Source organism: Acidovorax sp. Leaf160 (assembly GCF_001424265.1).
Classification (GTDB): Bacteria; Pseudomonadota; Gammaproteobacteria; order Burkholderiales; family Burkholderiaceae_C; genus Paracidovorax.
Genome location: NZ_LMOV01000013.1, coordinates 34,761 through 51,396 on the forward strand (window position 1 = coordinate 34,761; position 16,636 = coordinate 51,396).

16 protein-coding genes are annotated in these 16,636 nt (G+C 71.1%); 12 read left to right on the plus strand and 4 right to left on the minus strand.

All coding sequences use genetic code 11. The annotated features are described in order from the left end of the window. Positions 1 to 85 precede the first annotated feature (85 nt). The 3 genes from ASF94_RS09685 to ASF94_RS09695 are packed head-to-tail and all read left to right on the plus strand — an operon-like array spanning position 86 to position 2,199. On the plus strand, positions 86 to 748 hold the full coding sequence (locus tag ASF94_RS09685) for an amino acid ABC transporter permease (protein WP_056665064.1): 663 nt from the start codon (positions 86 to 88) through the stop codon (positions 746 to 748). Positions 749 to 761: 13 nt separating this feature from the next. Beyond that, a complete protein-coding gene (locus tag ASF94_RS09690) occupies positions 762 to 1,418 on the plus strand; it encodes an amino acid ABC transporter permease (RefSeq protein WP_056665067.1) in 657 nt (218 codons plus the stop codon). After that, the gene (locus tag ASF94_RS09695; protein ID WP_082493139.1) at positions 1,402 to 2,199 is read left to right on the plus strand and encodes an amino acid ABC transporter ATP-binding protein; all 798 of its coding nucleotides are present in this window, start codon (positions 1,402 to 1,404) and stop codon (positions 2,197 to 2,199) included. The genes ASF94_RS09690 and ASF94_RS09695 overlap by 17 nt, the downstream gene beginning before the upstream one ends. Positions 2,200 to 2,344: 145 nt before the next feature. Here the strand turns inward: ASF94_RS09695 and ASF94_RS21235 are convergent, their stop codons facing one another. Then, positions 2,345 to 2,686 (minus strand): hypothetical protein, encoded by a 342-nt coding sequence (locus ASF94_RS21235; RefSeq protein ID WP_156382491.1) that lies wholly within the window; start codon positions 2,684 to 2,686, stop codon positions 2,345 to 2,347. Between the two features lie 159 nt (positions 2,687 to 2,845). Here ASF94_RS21235 and ASF94_RS09705 point away from each other — a divergent pair, with 159 nt between their 5' ends. Further along, complete coding sequence (locus ASF94_RS09705) at positions 2,846 to 3,409, plus strand: cob(I)yrinic acid a,c-diamide adenosyltransferase (RefSeq protein WP_056665073.1); 564 nt, start codon at positions 2,846 to 2,848, stop codon at positions 3,407 to 3,409. A gap of 46 nt (positions 3,410 to 3,455) precedes the next feature. Here the strand turns inward: ASF94_RS09705 and ASF94_RS09710 are convergent, their stop codons facing one another. Further along, positions 3,456 to 4,481 carry a YihY/virulence factor BrkB family protein gene (locus ASF94_RS09710; RefSeq protein ID WP_056665076.1) on the minus strand — a complete coding sequence of 342 codons (1,026 nt, stop codon included), beginning with the start codon at positions 4,479 to 4,481 and terminating at the stop codon, positions 3,456 to 3,458. Between the two features lie 414 nt (positions 4,482 to 4,895). Between ASF94_RS09710 and ASF94_RS09715 the strand changes: the two genes are divergently transcribed. Genes ASF94_RS09715 through ASF94_RS09735 form a run of 5 tightly spaced genes read left to right on the plus strand, consistent with a single transcriptional unit; the run spans position 4,896 to position 8,950 of the window. Continuing rightward, positions 4,896 to 5,588 (plus strand): glycosyltransferase family 2 protein, encoded by a 693-nt coding sequence (locus ASF94_RS09715; protein ID WP_056665079.1) that lies wholly within the window; start codon positions 4,896 to 4,898, stop codon positions 5,586 to 5,588. Between the two features lie 14 nt (positions 5,589 to 5,602). Further along, a complete protein-coding gene (locus ASF94_RS09720; protein WP_156382492.1) occupies positions 5,603 to 6,727 on the plus strand; it encodes an acyl-CoA dehydrogenase family protein in 1,125 nt (374 codons plus the stop codon). Then, complete coding sequence (locus ASF94_RS09725) at positions 6,715 to 7,572, plus strand: PIG-L deacetylase family protein (protein WP_235505322.1); 858 nt, start codon at positions 6,715 to 6,717, stop codon at positions 7,570 to 7,572. Before ASF94_RS09720 ends, ASF94_RS09725 begins: the two co-directional genes overlap by 13 nt. A gap of 7 nt (positions 7,573 to 7,579) precedes the next feature. Continuing rightward, positions 7,580 to 8,299: a methyltransferase gene (locus ASF94_RS09730; protein ID WP_082493142.1), complete on the plus strand. Its 720-nt coding sequence runs from the start codon at positions 7,580 to 7,582 to the stop codon at positions 8,297 to 8,299. Positions 8,300 to 8,341: 42 nt separating this feature from the next. Beyond that, positions 8,342 to 8,950, plus strand: coding sequence for a sugar O-acetyltransferase (locus tag ASF94_RS09735; protein WP_056665084.1), 609 nt, complete (start codon positions 8,342 to 8,344; stop codon positions 8,948 to 8,950). A 156-nt stretch (positions 8,951 to 9,106) separates the two neighbouring features. Here ASF94_RS09735 and ASF94_RS09740 read toward each other — a convergent pair whose 3' ends face one another. After that, a complete protein-coding gene (locus tag ASF94_RS09740; RefSeq protein WP_056665115.1) occupies positions 9,107 to 9,529 on the minus strand; it encodes a hotdog fold thioesterase in 423 nt (140 codons plus the stop codon). Positions 9,530 to 9,759: 230 nt separating this feature from the next. Here ASF94_RS09740 and ASF94_RS09745 point away from each other — a divergent pair, with 230 nt between their 5' ends. Next, entirely contained in the window at positions 9,760 to 10,530 is a 771-nt protein-coding gene (locus ASF94_RS09745; protein ID WP_056665087.1) for a zf-TFIIB domain-containing protein, read from the plus strand. A 67-nt stretch (positions 10,531 to 10,597) separates the two neighbouring features. Here ASF94_RS09745 and ASF94_RS09750 read toward each other — a convergent pair whose 3' ends face one another. Continuing rightward, complete coding sequence (locus tag ASF94_RS09750) at positions 10,598 to 11,881, minus strand: solute carrier family 23 protein (RefSeq protein ID WP_056665090.1); 1,284 nt, start codon at positions 11,879 to 11,881, stop codon at positions 10,598 to 10,600. 355 nt (positions 11,882 to 12,236) lie between these two features. Here ASF94_RS09750 and ASF94_RS09755 point away from each other — a divergent pair, with 355 nt between their 5' ends. Further along, positions 12,237 to 13,577, plus strand: coding sequence for a hypothetical protein (locus ASF94_RS09755; protein ID WP_056665092.1), 1,341 nt, complete (start codon positions 12,237 to 12,239; stop codon positions 13,575 to 13,577). Between the two features lie 56 nt (positions 13,578 to 13,633). Next, positions 13,634 to 16,243: a PAS domain-containing protein gene (locus tag ASF94_RS09760; RefSeq protein ID WP_082493143.1), complete on the plus strand. Its 2,610-nt coding sequence runs from the start codon at positions 13,634 to 13,636 to the stop codon at positions 16,241 to 16,243. Positions 16,244 to 16,636 lie beyond the last annotated feature (393 nt).

Here is a 16,636-nt window from a genome sequence, read left to right on the forward strand (position 1 = left end):
TCCGCGGCCTTCTGAAAGTTGAGGCCGTGACTGTTTCAGGGAGCCGGCGCGGGTCATCGACAGCGTTCGGCAATGAGTGATTGATATGCAAATCCAACTCGATTTCGCGGCCGTGCTGGTGCAGTGGCCGTTTCTGCTGCGCGGTGTGCTGTGGACGCTGGGCCTGACGGCCGTGTCCATGGCCATCGGCATGGTGGTGGGCATCGCCTGCGCCTGGGCGCGGGCCAGCGGGCCGATGGCGCTGCGCGTGGTGGTGGGCGCCTATGTGGAGCTGATCCGCAACACGCCGTTCATCGTGCAGCTCTTCTTCATCTTCTTCGGGCTGCCGTCGCTGGGCGTGAAGCTGGGGCCGGAGGTGGCCTCGGTCATCGCCATGGTGCTGAACCTGGGCGCCTATGCCACCGAGATCATCCGCGCCGGCATCGAGAACACGCCCCGCGGGCAGATCGAGGCGGCGCAGAGCCTGGCGCTCAACCGGGTGCAGGTGTTCACCCGCGTGGTGCTGCCGCCCTCGCTCAAGCGGGTGTGGCCGGCCATGGTCAGCCAGATCATCATCGTCATGCTGGGCTCGGCCGTGTGCGGGCAGATCTCCACCGAGGAGCTGAGCTACTCGGCCAACGTGATCCAGGCGCAGAACTTCCGCACGTTCGAGGCCTACATCGTCGCCACCGGCATCTACCTGCTGCTGTCCATCGCCGTACGCCACCTGCTCCACTGGGCAGGGCCCCGGTTCATCTTTGGCCGCTGAAGGGAGCATCGCCATGGTCGAATTCACCTTCTGGGACATCTTTCGCAACCTGCTGCTGGCCGCCCGCTGGACGGTGGTGCTCTCGCTCATCGCCTTCATCGGCGGCGGCCTGGTCGGCGCGCTGCTGCTGGTGGGCCGGCTCACCCGCATCGGCTGGCTGGACCGCGCCATCGCCGGCTACGTGCAGCTCTTCCAGGGCACGCCGCTGCTGATGCAGCTTTTCCTCGCCTACTTCGGCATCGGCCTGTTCGGCATCAACGTGTCGCCATGGGTGTCGGTCACGCTGGCGCTCACGCTCTACACCAGCGCCTTCCTCGCCGAGATCTGGCGCGGCTGCGTGGCCGCCATTCCGAAGGGGCAGTGGGAGGCCGCGCAGAGCCTGGCGCTGTCCTTCGGCGAACAGCTGCGCCATGTGGTCTTTCCACAGGCGCTGCGCATCGCCATTCCGCCCACCGTGGGTTTCATGGTGCAGGTCATCAAGGGCACGGCGCTCGCGTCGGTGGTGGGCTTCGTGGAGCTGACCCGTGCCGGCAACATGATCTCCAACGTCACCTACCAGCCCTTCACCGTGTTCGCCTGCGTGGCGCTGATGTACTTCGCGCTCTGCTACCCGATCAGCCTCTACGCCAAGTTCCTCGAAAGGAAGATCTCCCATGCCAACCGTCGCTGAAACCCCGCTGGCAGGGGGCCGCCCCGCCGCTGCGCCCGTGTCCGGCGCACCCATCGTCAACATCACCGCCCTGCGCAAGTCCTATGGCGCCAACGAGGTGCTCAAGGGCATCGACCTGCAGGTGGCGCGTGGCGAGGTCATCGCCATCATCGGCAAGAGCGGCTCGGGCAAGAGCACGCTGCTGCGCTGCATCAATGGGCTGGAGCAGTTCCAGGACGGCGCGCTCACCGTGGACGGCAAGCCGCTGCTGCACGAAAGCGCCCTGGCCATGCGCGAGCTGCGCCAGCGCGTGGGCATGATCTTCCAGAGCTTCAACCTGTTCCCGCATCTGTCCGTGGGCCGCAACGTCATGCTGGCCCCCACGCTGGTCAAGAAGACCGACAAGGTCGATGCGGCCGAGCAGGCCCGCCGCCTGCTGCTGCGCGTGGGCCTGGCCGAGAAGTTCGACGCCATGCCCGACCAGCTCTCGGGCGGCCAGCAGCAGCGCGTGGCCATCGCCCGGGCCCTGGCCATGGAGCCGGCGGTGCTGCTGTGCGATGAGATCACTTCGGCGCTCGACCCCGAACTGGTGGGCGAGGTGCTGCGCGTGGTGGAGAGCCTGGCCGACGAAGGCATGACGCTGCTGATGGTGACGCACGAGATGAGCTTCGCCCGCAAGGTGAGCGACCGGGTCATCTTCATGCACCAGGGCCGGGTCCACGAGATGGGCCCGCCGGCCGAGATCTTCGGCGCGCCCAGGACGCCCGAGCTGCAGCAGTTCCTGTCGTCGCTGCACGATTGAGTGCGCGGCGCGGCGCGGCGTGCCTGCACCTCGGTGCAGCGACGCGAAAAGCCCGCCGGGCCCTCAAGAGAGGCGAGGGGCGGGCGGGCTCGTTGTGGGCGAGCCGGGCTGCGCCGGCTTTCACGTCAGCCGGGGGGAGTCGATGTCAGAGCGCCTGTCCTCCCCCACTGCGGGCCTGGGCGATCGGGGCGGGCGTGGCGGCCGAAGCGCCAGGGTTCGTCGAGGAGGCCGGGGAGGCCGAGGGGCTGGTGCCCCCGAACACGGCCCGTGGTGCCGCCCTGGAGGCGGCAGAAGATGTCCGCTGCGCCGCACCCGTCGCAGGGCTGCTGGCGCCCTGGCCGCGCGTGGCAGTGGCGGACGTCTTGGCGGCGGACTTGGAGGCAGGGCTTTGCGCATGCGCTCCGAAGCCGCTGACTGCGATGGCCGCGAACAGCACCACACTGCGCGCATCGAAGGGGTACGACCGGTTGCGTCGGGCTTTTGACATGGAATCGGGCTCCTGAAAAGCGTTGAACAGGCGGCCATTGCACCGCCAACGCGCGGGCGGCGCCAGCACTCTTGCCACTGGTTGCTTGCCTCCACAATTGGGCATGGGCTGTAACGCACAATCGGGGCCGCCAACGCCAATCGAGGAGATACCGACCCCATGGGAAACCGACTGACACAAATCGCCACCCGCACCGGAGACGACGGCAGCACCGGCCTGGGCGACAACACGCGCGTCTCCAAGGCGAGCCTGCGCCCCCACGCCATGGGCGACGTGGACGAGCTCAATTCGCACATCGGCCTGCTGCTGTGCGAGCCGCTGCCGGACGACGTGCGCACCCTGCTGGGCGACGTGCAGCACCAGCTGTTCAACCTGGGGGGCGAACTGTCCATTCCCGGATTCGAACTCCTCAAGGACGACGCCCTCGCGCAACTCGACGAGGCCCTGGCGCACTACAACGCCGCCCTGCCGCGGCTGGCCGAATTCATCCTGCCCGCCGGCACGCGGGCCGCGTCCCAGGCCCATGTCTGCCGCACCGTCGCCCGCCGCGCCGAGCGCGCCGTGGTCGCCCTGGGCGAGCAGGAAACCCTGCGCGCCGCACCGCGCCGCTACCTCAACCGCCTGTCGGATCTGATGTTCGTGCTGGCCCGCGTGCTCAATCGCATGGAGGGGGGCGACGACGTCTACTGGAAGAGCGAGCGCATGGCGCAGGCCACGCCCTGAATGCGCCTGGCGTGGTGCGGGCAGCGGCGGGGAAGCGGCCGGGTCTTCAGGCCGCAGGCGCTGAACCGGCTGCCGAAGGCCGCGCGGCGGATGCAGTGGCGGACGGGGTGAGTGCCCCATCGCCCCCGGGCCCCGCCAGGCCGTCGGCTGCGCGGGGGTTCTGAGGCGGCGTGGCACCCTCGGGCGGCGCCGGCCTGTCCTTGGCCCGGCCGCGCTCGTGCAGCACGCCGTTCACTTCCGCCCCGAAGATCAGCGTCGTTGCGCTGATGTAGAGAAACACCAGCGTGGCCACCACGCCCGCGAAGCTGCCATACACCAGTGCCAGTTTGCCCGCGCTGCGCAGCGTGTACGACAGCGTGGCCGCCGCGGCCACCCAGAAGGCTGCGCCCACGATGGCGCCCGGGATGACCGTGCGCAGGCGTTGCCGCAGATCGGGCAGCCAGCCGTAGAGCAGGGCATACAGGACGGTCAGCACCAGGAAGGCCGAGCCATAGCGCACGCTGTTGCGCAGCCAGGGCGCGTCGGCGTCGACCATGGCGCTGTTTTCCAGCAGCTGCCAGATGTAGGGCATCACGATCACCGAGCTGAAGGCCGCGACGATGCCGCCGCCCACCACCACGGTGAACAGCGTGACCTTGATGCGCGCCTTCCAGAAAGGCAGGCCGCGCTGGATGCCGTACGACCGATTCAGCGCCGTGCGCGCCGCCTGCATGCCCGATGACGCCGTCCACAGCGTGACCAGCACGCCGATGGTCACCAGCGCCTGGTTGCGCTGCGCCATCACCTGCTCGATCACCGGCTGCATGGCCTCGCGCACCAGCGGCGGCGCGTAATCCATCACCCGCTGGGCCAGCGCGGCGGCATCGCCCGGCTCGCCGATGTAGGCCGCCGTGGCCGACAACAGGATCAGCAGCGGGAACATCGCCAGCACCGACGAGAAGGCCATGCTGCCGGCCTGGTTCGCGCTCTGGTGCAGCACGTAGTTGCGCACGGCGTACACCAGCACCGGCAGGCCGGGCAGTGCCATCGCCTTCTGCCGTACACGCTGCCATGTGGCGGTCCAGGGGCTCATGATGCAGGTACGGTGGTTGGAGGGGAAAAAGGGGAGGGCGGCGGCTGTGGGGGGTGCCGCCCGCTAATGTGCTCGATGGGCGGCGTGGACCCTGTAGGACGCCAGGATCAAGCAGGACGAGGCAGGACGAAGCAGAACCAGGCGGGACGAAGCAGCACGAAGGCCATGCATCGCAGCCCCCGTGCGCCGCGCCCGTGCCCCTGGCGTGCGGCGGGACGCCCGGGTTCTTATGGATGAGCTAGCTTTCTTCCTACGAACCCACGGCAGCAGCGGCCTTAGGTTGGAAGCTCCGAACCCGAGGGAGCCTTCCATGGCCAGACCATCCGTGCGCGCCGTCGACCACGACCGCAGTACCGCGCAGCCCATCCGTCATGCCCAGCCGTCACGGCCCTGTCCAGCAGCGGGAGCGCGACCATGATCGGCGTCGTCGTTCCGGCCCACGACGAAGAGGCCGTGCTGAATGAGTGCCTGCAGTCCTTGCAGGTGGCTGCACGCCACCCCGGCTTGCGGGGTGAGCCGGTGCAGATCGTGGTGGCGCTGGACGCCTGCTCCGACCGTTCCGAGGACATCGCCCTGCAACGCGGCGTGCAGACGGTGCGGGTGAACCGGCGCAACGTGGGCGCAGCGCGCTCGGCCGGGGTCGATCGGGCGCTGCATGCGGGCGCGCGCTGGCTCTGCTTCACCGACGCAGATTCCGCCGTGGCACCCGACTGGCTGGTGCAGCACCTGCGCCTTGCAGACGATGCGCAGTGCGACGCTGTCTGCGGCACCGTCGAAGTGCGGCACTGGGGGATCTACGGCCGTGCGGTGCAGCAGCTCTACCACGCGGGCTACAGCGACGAGCCCGGGCATCGGCACATCCACGGCGCCAACCTGGGCGTGAGCGCCCATGCCTACCGGCAGGTCGGAGGGTTCGCCGAACTGCGCACCGGCGAGGACGTGGCGCTGGTTGGCGCGCTGGAAGCGGCCGGCCTCCACATCGCCTGGACCAACGCGCCCCGGGTGGTCACCAGCGCGCGCTGCCACTTCCGCGCGCCGTCGGGCTTCGGTGCGCACCTGGCCGGGCTGGTGGTGCCGGCAATGCGGGTCGCGGGTGCGGCCGCATGACGGGCATGACGAGCATGACGCTTCCCGCGGCCGACGAGGGCACTGAATTCGAGGCGCTGCAGCAGGCGCTGGCCGGCAGCCGCCATCTGGGCGCGGGCGTGCGCATGGAGCAACTGGTGGCCGGCGGCCACGCCCGGCTGCCGCTGCCGGGCCAGGGGGCCACCTTGCAGCGCTGGCGCGCGCTGGCCGAGGTGTCCCGGCACGACCTGTCGCTGGCCAAGCTGTACGAAGGGCACACGGACGCCGTCGCCATCCTGCGGGAGTTGCACGCCCCGGACGGCGTGGCCGGCAGCGGGGCAGAGTCGCTCTGGGGAACGTGGGCGTCGGAAGCGCCGGGAGGGCGCGTGACCTTCGCCGAAGAAGATCGTTCCGGTGACAGCGGCGCGAGCGGGCCCGACCCCCGCCCCGCCGGTGCTGCCGACCTGGGGCACGCCGACGTCCGCACGGTCTGGATCACCGGCACCAAGGCCTGGTGTTCCGGCGCGGAGCATGCCTCGCATGCGCTGCTGACCGCCTGGCGGACCGACGGGCGCGGCCCGCAGCTGGTGGCGGTGGATCTGCTCCAGCCCGGCGTGACCGTCTCCACCCAGGCATGGCGCGCCATCGGCATGGCCGACAGCGCCAGCGCCGAAGTGACGTTCCAGCACGTGCGGGCGGTGCGGGTGGGGGACGAAGGCGACTACCTGAACCGGCCGGGCTTCTGGCACGGTGGTGCCGGCATCGCCGCCTGCTGGTGGGGCGGCGCGCTGGCGCTGGGCCACGCGCTGCAGGCGGCGGTGGCGAATGCGCCCGCCGCGCAGCGCACGCCGTTCCGCCTGGCCGCCCTGGGCCGGGTGGATGTGGCGCTGGGCGCCACCGCCGCCCTGCTGAAAGACACGGCGGACTGGATCGACCGCCAGCCTGCGGACGATGCGTTCGCGCCCGCCCTGCGCGCGCGGCAGGCCGCCGAAGCCTGCGCGCGCCGCGTGCTGGACGAAACCGGCCGCGCGCTCGGTGCCACACCTTTCTGCCGCGATGCCGACTTCGCCCGCATGTCGGCCGACCTGCCGGTGTTCATCCGCCAGAGCCATGCGGACCGCGACGACGCAGCGCTGGGCGAGCGCCTGGCCACGCAGGAGGGCACGCCGTGGTCGCTGTGACGCCGTTCCTGCCCGATCGGCCCGATCGGCCCGACCTGCCCCGGCTGCCCGGCCGCGGCGCGGCGGACGGCCTGCCGCCGCGCCACATCGGCCCGCACCCCCGCCATGCACCGGGCGTCTGGCAGGAATGGCTGTCCGGCCGCGCGGTGCCCAGCGTGGCGGCGGCGGACATCGTTCCCGCGTCGGGCCGACTGGTCGTGGTGGCGCCCCATCCGGACGACGAACTGCTCGCCTGCGGGCTGCTGCTGCAGGCGCATCTGCAGCAGGGCGGCCGGGTGCATATCGTCGGCGTGACCGATGGCGAGGCCAGCCATGCGGGCGACCCGGGCTGGCCGGCATCCGCCCTGGCTGCCACACGGCGGGCCGAGCGCCGCTCCGGCATGCGCGCGCTCGGGCTGCACACCGCGCCGCTGCTGCGGCTGGGGCTGCCCGACGGGGGCGTGGCCGCGCACGAAGCGGCGCTGGCGCGCACGCTGCGCGAAATGCTGCGGGCAGACGACGTGGTCGTCAGCACCTGGCGGCTCGACGGCCATCCCGACCACGAAGCCTGCGGCAGGGCTGCGGCCGACGCCGCCCGCGCCGCAGGCGCCACGCTGTGGGAGGCGCCGGTGTGGATGTGGCACTGGGCCGATCCCTCGAACGGGGAGATCCCGTGGCATCGGCTGCGCACCTTGCGGGCCGGCGCTGGAGCGCCCCGCGGCCAGGCCGCAGCGCGCAAGGCAACCGCGCTCGCCTGCCACCTGTCGCAGCTGGCCCCCCGCGCCGGCGGCGAAGGCCCGGTGCTGGACGACGCGATCCGTCAGCGCGCCCGCTGGCCCTTCGAAACCTTCCTCGCCCCGGCGTGAGCAGAGCATGAGCACCAGCCCTCCCGACACTGCGCACGACACCGCAGCCGACGCCGCCCAAGAAACCGCAGCCGACGTCGCCCAAGACACCGCAGCCGACGCAAGAGCCGACGCCGGCACCCCTGCGCCGCCCACCGCGCATGATTTCGACGCCCTCTACGCCCGCAGCGACGACCCCTGGCATTTCGACGGCAGCTGGTACGAAGCGCGCAAGCGCCGCCTGCTGCTGGCCAGCCTGCCGCATGCCCGCTATGCCCGGGCCTTCGAGCCCGGCTGCGCCACCGGCCTGTTGACGGCGGAGCTGGCCCCGCGTTGCGACCAGCTGCTGGCGAGCGACGGTGCCGAGCGGGCGCTGGCCACGGCGGCCGCCCGCCTCGCGGACCAGCCGCAGGTGGCCTTCGCCCGGCTCTGGTTGCCCGGCGACTGGCCCTCCGGCCGTTTTGACCTGATCGTGCTGAGCGAATTCGTCTACTACCTCGCACCCGCGGACATCGACCGGCTGGCCGAATGCGTGCGCGAGTCGCTGGTGCCCGGTGGCGTGGTGGCGGCCTGCCACTGGCGCCGCCCCATCGACGGGTGCGCGCTGGCCGGCGACGCCGTGCAGGAGCGGTTGCACGCCCGGATGGGGCTGCGCCAGGTGACCGACGTGCGCGATGCCGACTTTCGCCTGGGCGTGTGGACCAGCGCGGCCAGCGCCTCGGTGGCCGACTCGGAGGCGCGCGGCTGACGCGCAGGCGGGCTGGCCGGTTGCGCACCCTATGCTCTGCCCATGAACCCTTCCGATGCCCCGCCTTCCCCACCGACCGAAAAGCAGAAGATGCTGGCCGGCGCGCTCTACCGGGCCAGCGACCCCGAGCTGCGCGCCGACAGCGAGGCCGCGACGCGCTGGCTGGCCCGCTACAACGACGCGGCTGCCCATGCCGCGCTCGACGCCGCCGGCCGCCACGCGCTGCTGGCCGAGGGCTTGGGCGCCTTGGGCGAAGGCAGCGTGGTGCGTCCGCCGTTTCACTGCGACTACGGCTTCAACCTGCGCATCGGCGCTGGCGTGTTCCTCAACTTCAACTGCGTGGTGCTGGACGTGGTGGAGGTCACCATCGGCGACGGCACGCAGATCGGGCCGGGCGTGCAGATCCTGGCGGCCGACCATCCGCGCGATGCGGCGGTGCGCGCCACGGGGGCCGAGTTCGGCCGGCCGGTGCGCATTGGCCGTGACGTGTGGATCGGCGCCGGGGCGCTGCTGATGCCCGGGGTGACGGTGGGCGACGGCGCGCTGATCGGCGCCGGCAGCGTCGTCACCCGCGACGTGCCGGCCGGGGTGACGGTGGCCGGCAACCCGGCGCGGGCCTTGCCGCCGCGGCGCCCGGCGGTGCAGGCCTGATCACGGTCGATTGCTATTAAAATAATAGCTAAAAGTCCTTTATGGACAAGCGCTCAGGGCCGATTTGGCTGAAAATCGGACCGTCCCGACCTGCTGATCTGCCGGCCTGTTGGCCTGTTGGCCTGCCGACCTGCCGGCCTGCCGACCGTTCGGTCCTCAGCCGCGCGGCGCCAGCATGGCCATGGTGATGCGCGACACGCAGGTCAGTTCGCCGGCATCGTTGACCATGTCGATCTGCCAGACCTGGGTGGTCTTGCCGATGTGGATGGGCCGGGCGGTGCCCGTCACCCAGCCCTGCGTGGCGGCGCGCAGGTGGTTGGCGTTGATGTCCAGCCCCACGGCACGCCAGCCTTCGGGCGAGGAAAACACCGCGCCCACGGAACCCAGCGTCTCGGCCAGCACCACGCTCACGCCGCCGTGCAGCAGCCCGTAGGGCTGCTTGGTGCGGTCGTCCACCGGCACGCGGCCCCGCAGGAAGTCGTCGCCCACCTCGGTGAATTCGATGCCCAGGTGGGTGATGGCGTTCGGCGCGCCGCTGTTGAGCTGCGCGAGGTCGATGGGGCGTTTCCAGATGGGCATGGTGGCGGAGTGGGATGGGAGTGGAAAGGTGAGGGCGGAGCACCGGCGGGCCACGGCGCGCAGGCTGCATTCGGTCAGGGCCCGGAGCATCGAAGGCCGCCGGGCCACCAGGCAGAGGCTGCGCCGGATGGTAGCAGCGGGGTTTGCATCGTGCAGTCGCGTCTGGCTCGCCGGGCACCCCGGCCACCACGGCCACCACCACGGCTACACCCGCTACCATTTGGCCACCCATGTCCACGTCACCACACTCCACTGCGGCTTCGTCGCCCCGCGCGGCATCGCCGTCGCCGTGCGCTTCCTGCCGCCAGCCGGCCGAGGTGCACCGCTTCGCCGCGCACGGTGGCGGCACGGTGGATCTCGACCTGTGCTTCGCCTGCCAGGGCCTGTGGTTCGATCCGCAGGAAAACACCCGCCTCGCGCCGGCCGGCGTGCTGGCGCTGTTCGAGCTGTTGCACGACCACCGGGGCGACGCCCACCGGCCCATCGCGCAGCGGCTGCAGTGCGCCCGGTGCCCGCGTACGCTGGAAGGCGGCTTCGACGTGGCGCTGGGCGGGCGCTACCGCACCTACCGATGCGCGGCGGGCCACGGGCGCTTCAGCACCTTTGGCTCGTTCATGGTGGAAAAGGGTTTCGTGCGCCACCTCTCGCCCCGCGAGATCGAGGCGCTGGCCGACCGGGTGGGCACCATCCAGTGCACGCATTGCGGCGGCACGGTGGACATCCGCAGCGACCACGCCTGTCCCTACTGCCGCTCGGCGCTATCGCTGCTCGACCCCCAGGCGGTGGACGCCGCGCTGCAGCGCCACCGGCAGGCCGCGCGGCGCGCCGAGGAGCCGGTCAGCCCGCCCGCGCTGGCCGATGCGCTGGTGGCGCTGGAACGCGAGCGCAACCGCGAGGAGCGCCGGCGCCAGCAGGAGCGCTTCACCGACTCCACCACCTCCGACCGCTTCGATCTGCTCGCGGCCGGGGTGGAGCTGGTCTGGTCGATGCTGCGGCGCTGACCGCTGACCGCTGACCGCTGACCGCTGACCGCTGACCGCTGACCGCTGACCGCTCCGGCGGGTCCGTTCAGCGCCGGCGGTTCAGCAGCGCGTACAGGATGATGGCGCCGAAGGTGGCGGTGCCGATGCCGCCCAGCGCGAATTCGCCGAACTTCAGGGTGAAGTCGCCCGTGCCCAGGATGAGGGTGATGGCGGCCACGATGAGGTTCTTGTTGTCGGAAAAATCGACCTTGTTGTCCACCCAGATCTTGGCGCCGGCCACGGCGATCAGGCCGAATACCACGATCGAGACGCCGCCCATCACCGGCAGCGGAATGGCCTGGATCAGCGCGCCGAACTTCGGAGAGAAGCCCAGCACCAGCGCGATCAGCCCGGCCACCAGGAACACGGCGGTGGAATAGATCTTGGTGGCGGCCATCACGCCGATGTTCTCGGCGTAGGTGGTCACGCCCGTGCCGCCGGCGCTGCCGCTCACCATGGTGGCGATGCCGTCGCCGATGAAGGCGCGGCCCATGTAGCGGTCCAGGTTGTGGCCGGTCATGGCCGTCACGGCCTTGATGTGGCCCAGGTTCTCTGCCACCAGGATGATCGCCACCGGCGCGATCAGCAGCATGGCGGGGCCGCTGAAGACCGGCGCGGTGAAGGACGGCATGCCGACCCAGGCCGCCGCGGCGATGGGCGACAGGTCCAGCGGCTTGCCCCAGCCCAGCAGGTTGGTGAACACGGCGTAGATCACGCTGGCGGCGATCAGCCCCAGCAGGATCAGGAGGCGCTGCGCCATGCCGCGCGTCAGCACGGCGACCAGGCCCACGCAGACGAAGGTCACGGCCTGCATCCAGCTCTCGAAATTGTTGGCCGCCATGTTCTTGATGGGAATGCCGGCCAGGTTCAGCCCGATCACCGCCACCACCGCGCCCGTCACCACGGGCGGCATGAAGCGCTCGATCCAGCCGGTGCCGATGGCCTGCACCAGCGCGCCGATCAGCGTGTAGACCAGGCCGCAGGCGATGATGCCGCCCAGCGCCACGCCCATGTTGGCGTTGGGCCCCTTGCCGGCATAGGCCGACGCGGCGATCACCACGCCGATGAAGGCGAAGCTCGAGCCCAGGTAGCTGGGCACGCGCCCGCCCGTCACCACGAAGAAGATCAGCGTGCCCAGGCCGCTCATGAGGATGGCCACGTTCGGGTCGAACCCCATCAGGATGGGCGCCAGCACCGTGGCGCCGAACATGGCGATCACGTGCTGCACGCCCATGACGGCGGTCTGGCCCCAGGGCAGGCGTTCATCGGGCGCGACGACAGCGCCCTCGGTGGCGCGGGTCTCGCGCCAGCGCGGGAAATAGGTGGACAAGGCAGTGCTCCTCGGTGAGGGAAGGAATGAAAGAAGGAAGGAAGAAAGTGACCGGTTCGCGGTGTGCGGGACGGCGCGAAGTGTAGGGGCTCCCCGCCGGCTGCGGCACAGGGTGCGGCCCGGATTTCAAGCCTTTGGCGCACAGGGGCTGTAGGCGCGCACCCACGGGGTGCTGCCGGGCGGGCCGGTATGGTCGTTTCAGCTCCGGCCGACGGCCTCGCTGATCGGCATGCTCCCCGTCTCCAAGCCCCCCGGCGCCCGACCGAAATTCGCTGGCTTCGGGGCCGCTCCGTCCGCCCCCGGCCTCCGGCCCGGACCCCTTTCTCTCTTTCGCAGTCCATCCACCGGTGTTCTCATGCCCCAACGCCGTACTGTCCTGATCGCCTCGGGCACTGTCGCAGCCCTGTTGCTGCTGGCGGCGCTCGCGGTCTGGGCATGGCTGCCCACCGAGGAAGAACTGGCCCAGCGCGTGGAAGCCGAAGCGTCCGACAAGCTGGGTGTGCCGGTCACCGTGCACCGTCTGCACTGGAGCCTCTGGCCCGTGCCCCGGGTGGTGCTGGAAGGCGTGGCCACCGAGCAGCCCGACCCGCTCACCGCCGCGCGCATCACCGCCGAGGCGCAGTGGTCCGACCTGCTGCGGCTGCGCCTGGCCCTTACCCGCCTGTCGCTGGAAGACGCCTCGGTGCCCCAGCGCTCGCTGTCGGGCTTCCAGATCGCCGCAACGGATGCGGGCCAGCGCTCCGGCACGCCCTTCGAGCTGGCGGAGGTTCCGGTCCAGCATGTGGAATGGCGCAACGTGCGCTGGGTTTCCCGCACCGGCCGCGCGCTCGCCTATGCCGGCGAGGCGCAGTTCGATACCGCCTGGCGTCCCCGCCACGCGCGCATCGAGCGCGAGGGCGCCTCGGTGCCGGCGGCGCTGGACATCACCCGGGAGGGCGCGGAGGATCGCTGGCGCGCCGAGGTCACGGCGGGCGGCCGCACCGAGCGGGGCGAGCTGCGCTTGCAGACGATCGAAGGGCGCTACCGGGTCACCGGCGCGGTCGACTTCACCGGGGTGGACATCGTGGGCCTGATGTCCGCCTTCGAGCGCCGGGCCATCGTGGCCGGCAAGGCCGATGGCCACACCGACCTCATCGCCGAAGGTGCCGACCCGGCCGAGGCCCTGCGCGCGTTGCAGACCCGCACCCGCTTCGCCGTGCGGCGCGCCCGGCTGCTGACCTTCGACCTGGAGCGGGCGGTGAAGAGCGCCGGCCAGAACCACCAAGGCACCACCCCCCTGGACCAGCTGACCGGCATCGTGCGCACCGAGGCCGACCGGGAGGGCACCATCGTGCGCTATTCCGACCTGAAGGCGACGTCGGGCGTGCTCACCGCCACCGGCAGCGCGGTCATCCAGAACCGCCAGGTGCGCGGCAATGTCGCGGTGGACCTGGTGGAGGGCGTGGTCGGCGTGCCGCTGGAATTCGGCGGCACGGTGTCGGACCCGTCGCTCAGCCTGCCGCCCGCCGCCCTGGCCGGGGCCGCCGTGGGCACCGCCGTGGCGCCCGGCATCGGCACCGCCATCGGCGCGCGGCTGGGCGAAACGCTGCGGCGGCTTTTCGGCGCAGGCACCAGCGATGCCGGCGGCGCGGGTGACCGGCCCGCGTCCCCCGCGCGCGGTGGGCGGGCCACGCCGGCCCCCGTCATCCGGGACTGAACGCCACTACGCGATCGCCGTGAACCTCGCACCGCCATCCGTCAGAATCCCCCGCCATGTCGTGCCCTGATCGCCTGCCGCTGCCCCTGCCGCAATCCCGCTCCGGCGTGCCGCCTTTTCTGCGTGGCGGCGGCCCCATGGCCACCCTCATCGCCCAATTCGACTGGGCGGCCACGCCGCTGGGCGCCATCGATCGCTGGCCCGCCCATCTGCGGCTGGCCGTCTCCAGCATGCTGCGCTCCCACGTGCCCATTGCCACGCTGTGGGGCGAGCAGGGCATCCTGATCTACAACGCCGCCTACGGCGAATTCAGCGGCCAGCGCCACCCCGGCCTGCTGGGCATGCCCATCCGCGATGCCTGGCCCGAGGCGCGTGCGTTCAACGACCGCGTGGTGTGCGAGTGCATGGCGGGCGGCACGCTCGACTTCCGCGACACGGCGCTGCAGCTGAACCTGCGTGGCGTGCCGGAGACCGTCTGGTTCAACCTCAGCTACTCGCCCATTCCCGACGAGGAAGGCGCCATCGCCGGCGTGCTGGCCATGGTGACCGACAACACCGCCAAGGTGCGCATGGAGCAGCGCCTGATCGCCGAGCGCGAGCAGTTCGCGCAGCTGTTCGAGCAGTCGCCCAGCTTCATGGCCATGCTGGAGGGCCCCTCGCACCGGCTGACCCTGGCCAACCCCGGCTACCGGCGGCTGGTGGGCACGCGCGAGCTGATCGGCCTGACCGTGGCGCAGGCCCTGCCCGAGGCGGTTCAGCAGGGCTACGTGGACCTGCTCGACCAGGTCTACCGCAGCGGCGAGGCGCTGACCGCGCACGGCGCGCGTTACGACTCGCCCGAGGGCGAGCACTACGTGGACTTCGTCTTCCAGCCCATCCGCGACGCGCACGGCGCCGTGACCGGCATCTTCGTGGAGGGCGTGGACGTCACGGGACGCATGGCCGCCGAGGCCCGCCGCAACGCGCTGGCGGAGTTCACCGACCTGCTGCGCTCGCTCACCTCGGCCCATGCCATCTGCGCGGCCGCCGCCGAACTGCTGGGCCGCACGCTGCGCATCAGCCGCGCCGGCTATGCGCACGTCGACCACGCCAGCGACGATGTCGAGATTCCGTGCGACTGGACGCAGCCGGGCGTGGCGTCGATCGCCGGCACGTTGAACCTGCGCCACTACGGCAGCTTCGTGGACGACCTGAAGGCCGACCGGGTGGTGAGCATTGCCGACGTGCGGCACGACCCGCGCACCCGCGACGCGCTGGACGCCATCGGCAAGCGCGGCGTGGCGGCCCTGCTCAACCTGCCGGTGATGGAACAGGGCCGGCTGGTGGCGCTGGTGTTCGCCAACCATGCGCAACCGCGCACCTGGTCGCAGGAAGACGTGGCCTTCATGCGCGAGGTGGGCGGGCGCACCCGCACGGCGGTGGAGCGCGCCCGCACCGAGGCCCAGCTGCGCGAGATGAACGAGCTGCTGGAGCGCAAGGTGGCCGAGCGCACCCAGGAGCTGATGGACGTGGAAGCGAAGTTCCGCCAGGCGCAGAAGATGGAGGCCATCGGACAGCTCACCGGCGGCATCGCGCACGACTTCAACAACCTGCTGGGCAGCATGAGCGCCAGCCTGCAGGTGCTGGAAAAGCGCCTGGCCGCGCAGCGCTTCGAGAACGCCGAGCGCTACATCGGCATGGCCCAGTCGTCCGTGCGCCGCGCCGCGTCGCTCACCCAGCGGCTGCTGGCCTTCTCGCGCCGCCAGACGCTGGACCCCAAGCCCACCGACATCAACCGCCTGGTGAGCGGCATCGAGGAGATCGTGCGCCGCACCGTCGGCCCGTCCGTCGAGCTGGAGGTGGTCGGCGCGGGCGGGCTGTGGCTGACCCGGGTGGACGCCTCGCAGCTGGAAAACGCGGTGCTCAACCTGTGCATCAATGCCCGCGACGCGATGGCGCCCCACGGCGGCCGCCTGACGATCGAGACCGCCAACGAATGGCTGGACGAGCCCGCCGCCAGCGAGCGTGAACTCCCGCCCGGCCAGTACGTGACGATCTGCGTGACCGACACCGGCGCCGGCATGACGCCCGACGTGGTCGCCCGGGCGTTCGACCCCTTCTTCACCACCAAGCCCATGGGGCAGGGCACCGGCCTGGGGCTGTCGATGGTGTATGGCTTCGTGCGCCAGTCGGGCGGCCAGGTGCGCATCAGCTCGGTACCGGGCGAGGGCACGAGCATGTGCCTCTACCTGCCCCGCCACCAGGGCGACGCCGAACCCGACATGGAGCAGGAACGCAGCCTCTATGCGCACCAGGCCGACGGCGAAGTGGTGCTGGTGATCGAGGACGAGGCCTCCATCCGCAGCCTGGTCACCGAGGAACTGCAGGACATGGGCTACCAGGTCATTTCCGCCGCCGACGGGCCGGCGGGGCTGCACGTGCTGCAGTCCGAGCGGCGGGTGGACCTGCTGCTGACCGACGTGGGACTGCCGGGCGGGCTGAACGGGCGCCAGGTGGCGGACGCGGCGCGGGTGTCGCGGCCGCACTTGAAGGTGCTGTTCATCACGGGGTATGCAGAGAACGCGGCGGTGGGCAATGGCTTGCTGGAGCAGGGGATGGAGGTGATCACCAAGCCGTTCGACATGGGGGTGTTGGTGGGGCGGGTGAAGGAGATGATCGGGCACTGAACGCCGGTGCTGGCGGGAAGGCGCGCCGACCGGCCTGCGTGCCCACCGTTCGCCTGGGGAAGGCATCCACCACCGTTCGGCGGTGACGGTTCGTTCTTCACGGGTCGGGCTGAGCTTGTTGGAGGCTTGAAGTACTGCGGGCGCGGTGCGGGGGCGCTGCGGGGGCGGTGCTGGCGGGTGCTGGGTCTTTGCTTCCCGGGGCCGGGATTTCGCCCCGGCGGGCGAGGTCCTTTTCTTTGCTTCGCCAAAGAAAAGTACCGGCGGAGTCAAGTCCGAAGTGCAACACATGGGCTACTGCAGAGAGGCTGTGCTGCCGCCGGCCTGGCTGAGAGCGAGCGCAAAGACCTGAAGGGGTGTTCGCCAGTCCAGTGTCTGACGCGGCCGGGTGTTGAG

Excerpts from the sequence above, each read along its gene's own strand:
- ASF94_RS21235 (WP_156382491.1), bottom strand. The coding sequence starts at position 2,686 with ATGTCAAAAGCCCGACGCAACCGGTCGTACCCCTTCGATGCGCGCAGT.
- ASF94_RS09705 (WP_056665073.1), top strand. The coding sequence starts at position 2,846 with ATGGGAAACCGACTGACACAAATCGCCACCCGCACCGGAGACGACGGC.
- ASF94_RS09760 (WP_082493143.1), top strand. The coding sequence starts at position 13,634 with ATGTCGTGCCCTGATCGCCTGCCGCTGCCCCTGCCGCAATCCCGCTCC.
- ASF94_RS09715 (WP_056665079.1), top strand. The coding sequence starts at position 4,896 with ATGATCGGCGTCGTCGTTCCGGCCCACGACGAAGAGGCCGTGCTGAAT.
- ASF94_RS09735 (WP_056665084.1), top strand. The coding sequence starts at position 8,342 with ATGAACCCTTCCGATGCCCCGCCTTCCCCACCGACCGAAAAGCAGAAG.
- ASF94_RS09695 (WP_082493139.1), top strand. The coding sequence starts at position 1,402 with ATGCCAACCGTCGCTGAAACCCCGCTGGCAGGGGGCCGCCCCGCCGCT.
- ASF94_RS09685 (WP_056665064.1), top strand. The coding sequence starts at position 86 with ATGCAAATCCAACTCGATTTCGCGGCCGTGCTGGTGCAGTGGCCGTTT.
- ASF94_RS09710 (WP_056665076.1), bottom strand. The coding sequence starts at position 4,481 with ATGAGCCCCTGGACCGCCACATGGCAGCGTGTACGGCAGAAGGCGATG.
- ASF94_RS09740 (WP_056665115.1), bottom strand. The coding sequence starts at position 9,529 with ATGCCCATCTGGAAACGCCCCATCGACCTCGCGCAGCTCAACAGCGGC.
- ASF94_RS09690 (WP_056665067.1), top strand. The coding sequence starts at position 762 with ATGGTCGAATTCACCTTCTGGGACATCTTTCGCAACCTGCTGCTGGCC.
- ASF94_RS09720 (WP_156382492.1), top strand. The coding sequence starts at position 5,603 with ATGACGCTTCCCGCGGCCGACGAGGGCACTGAATTCGAGGCGCTGCAG.
- ASF94_RS09755 (WP_056665092.1), top strand. The coding sequence starts at position 12,237 with ATGCCCCAACGCCGTACTGTCCTGATCGCCTCGGGCACTGTCGCAGCC.
- ASF94_RS09745 (WP_056665087.1), top strand. The coding sequence starts at position 9,760 with ATGTCCACGTCACCACACTCCACTGCGGCTTCGTCGCCCCGCGCGGCA.
- ASF94_RS09730 (WP_082493142.1), top strand. The coding sequence starts at position 7,580 with ATGAGCACCAGCCCTCCCGACACTGCGCACGACACCGCAGCCGACGCC.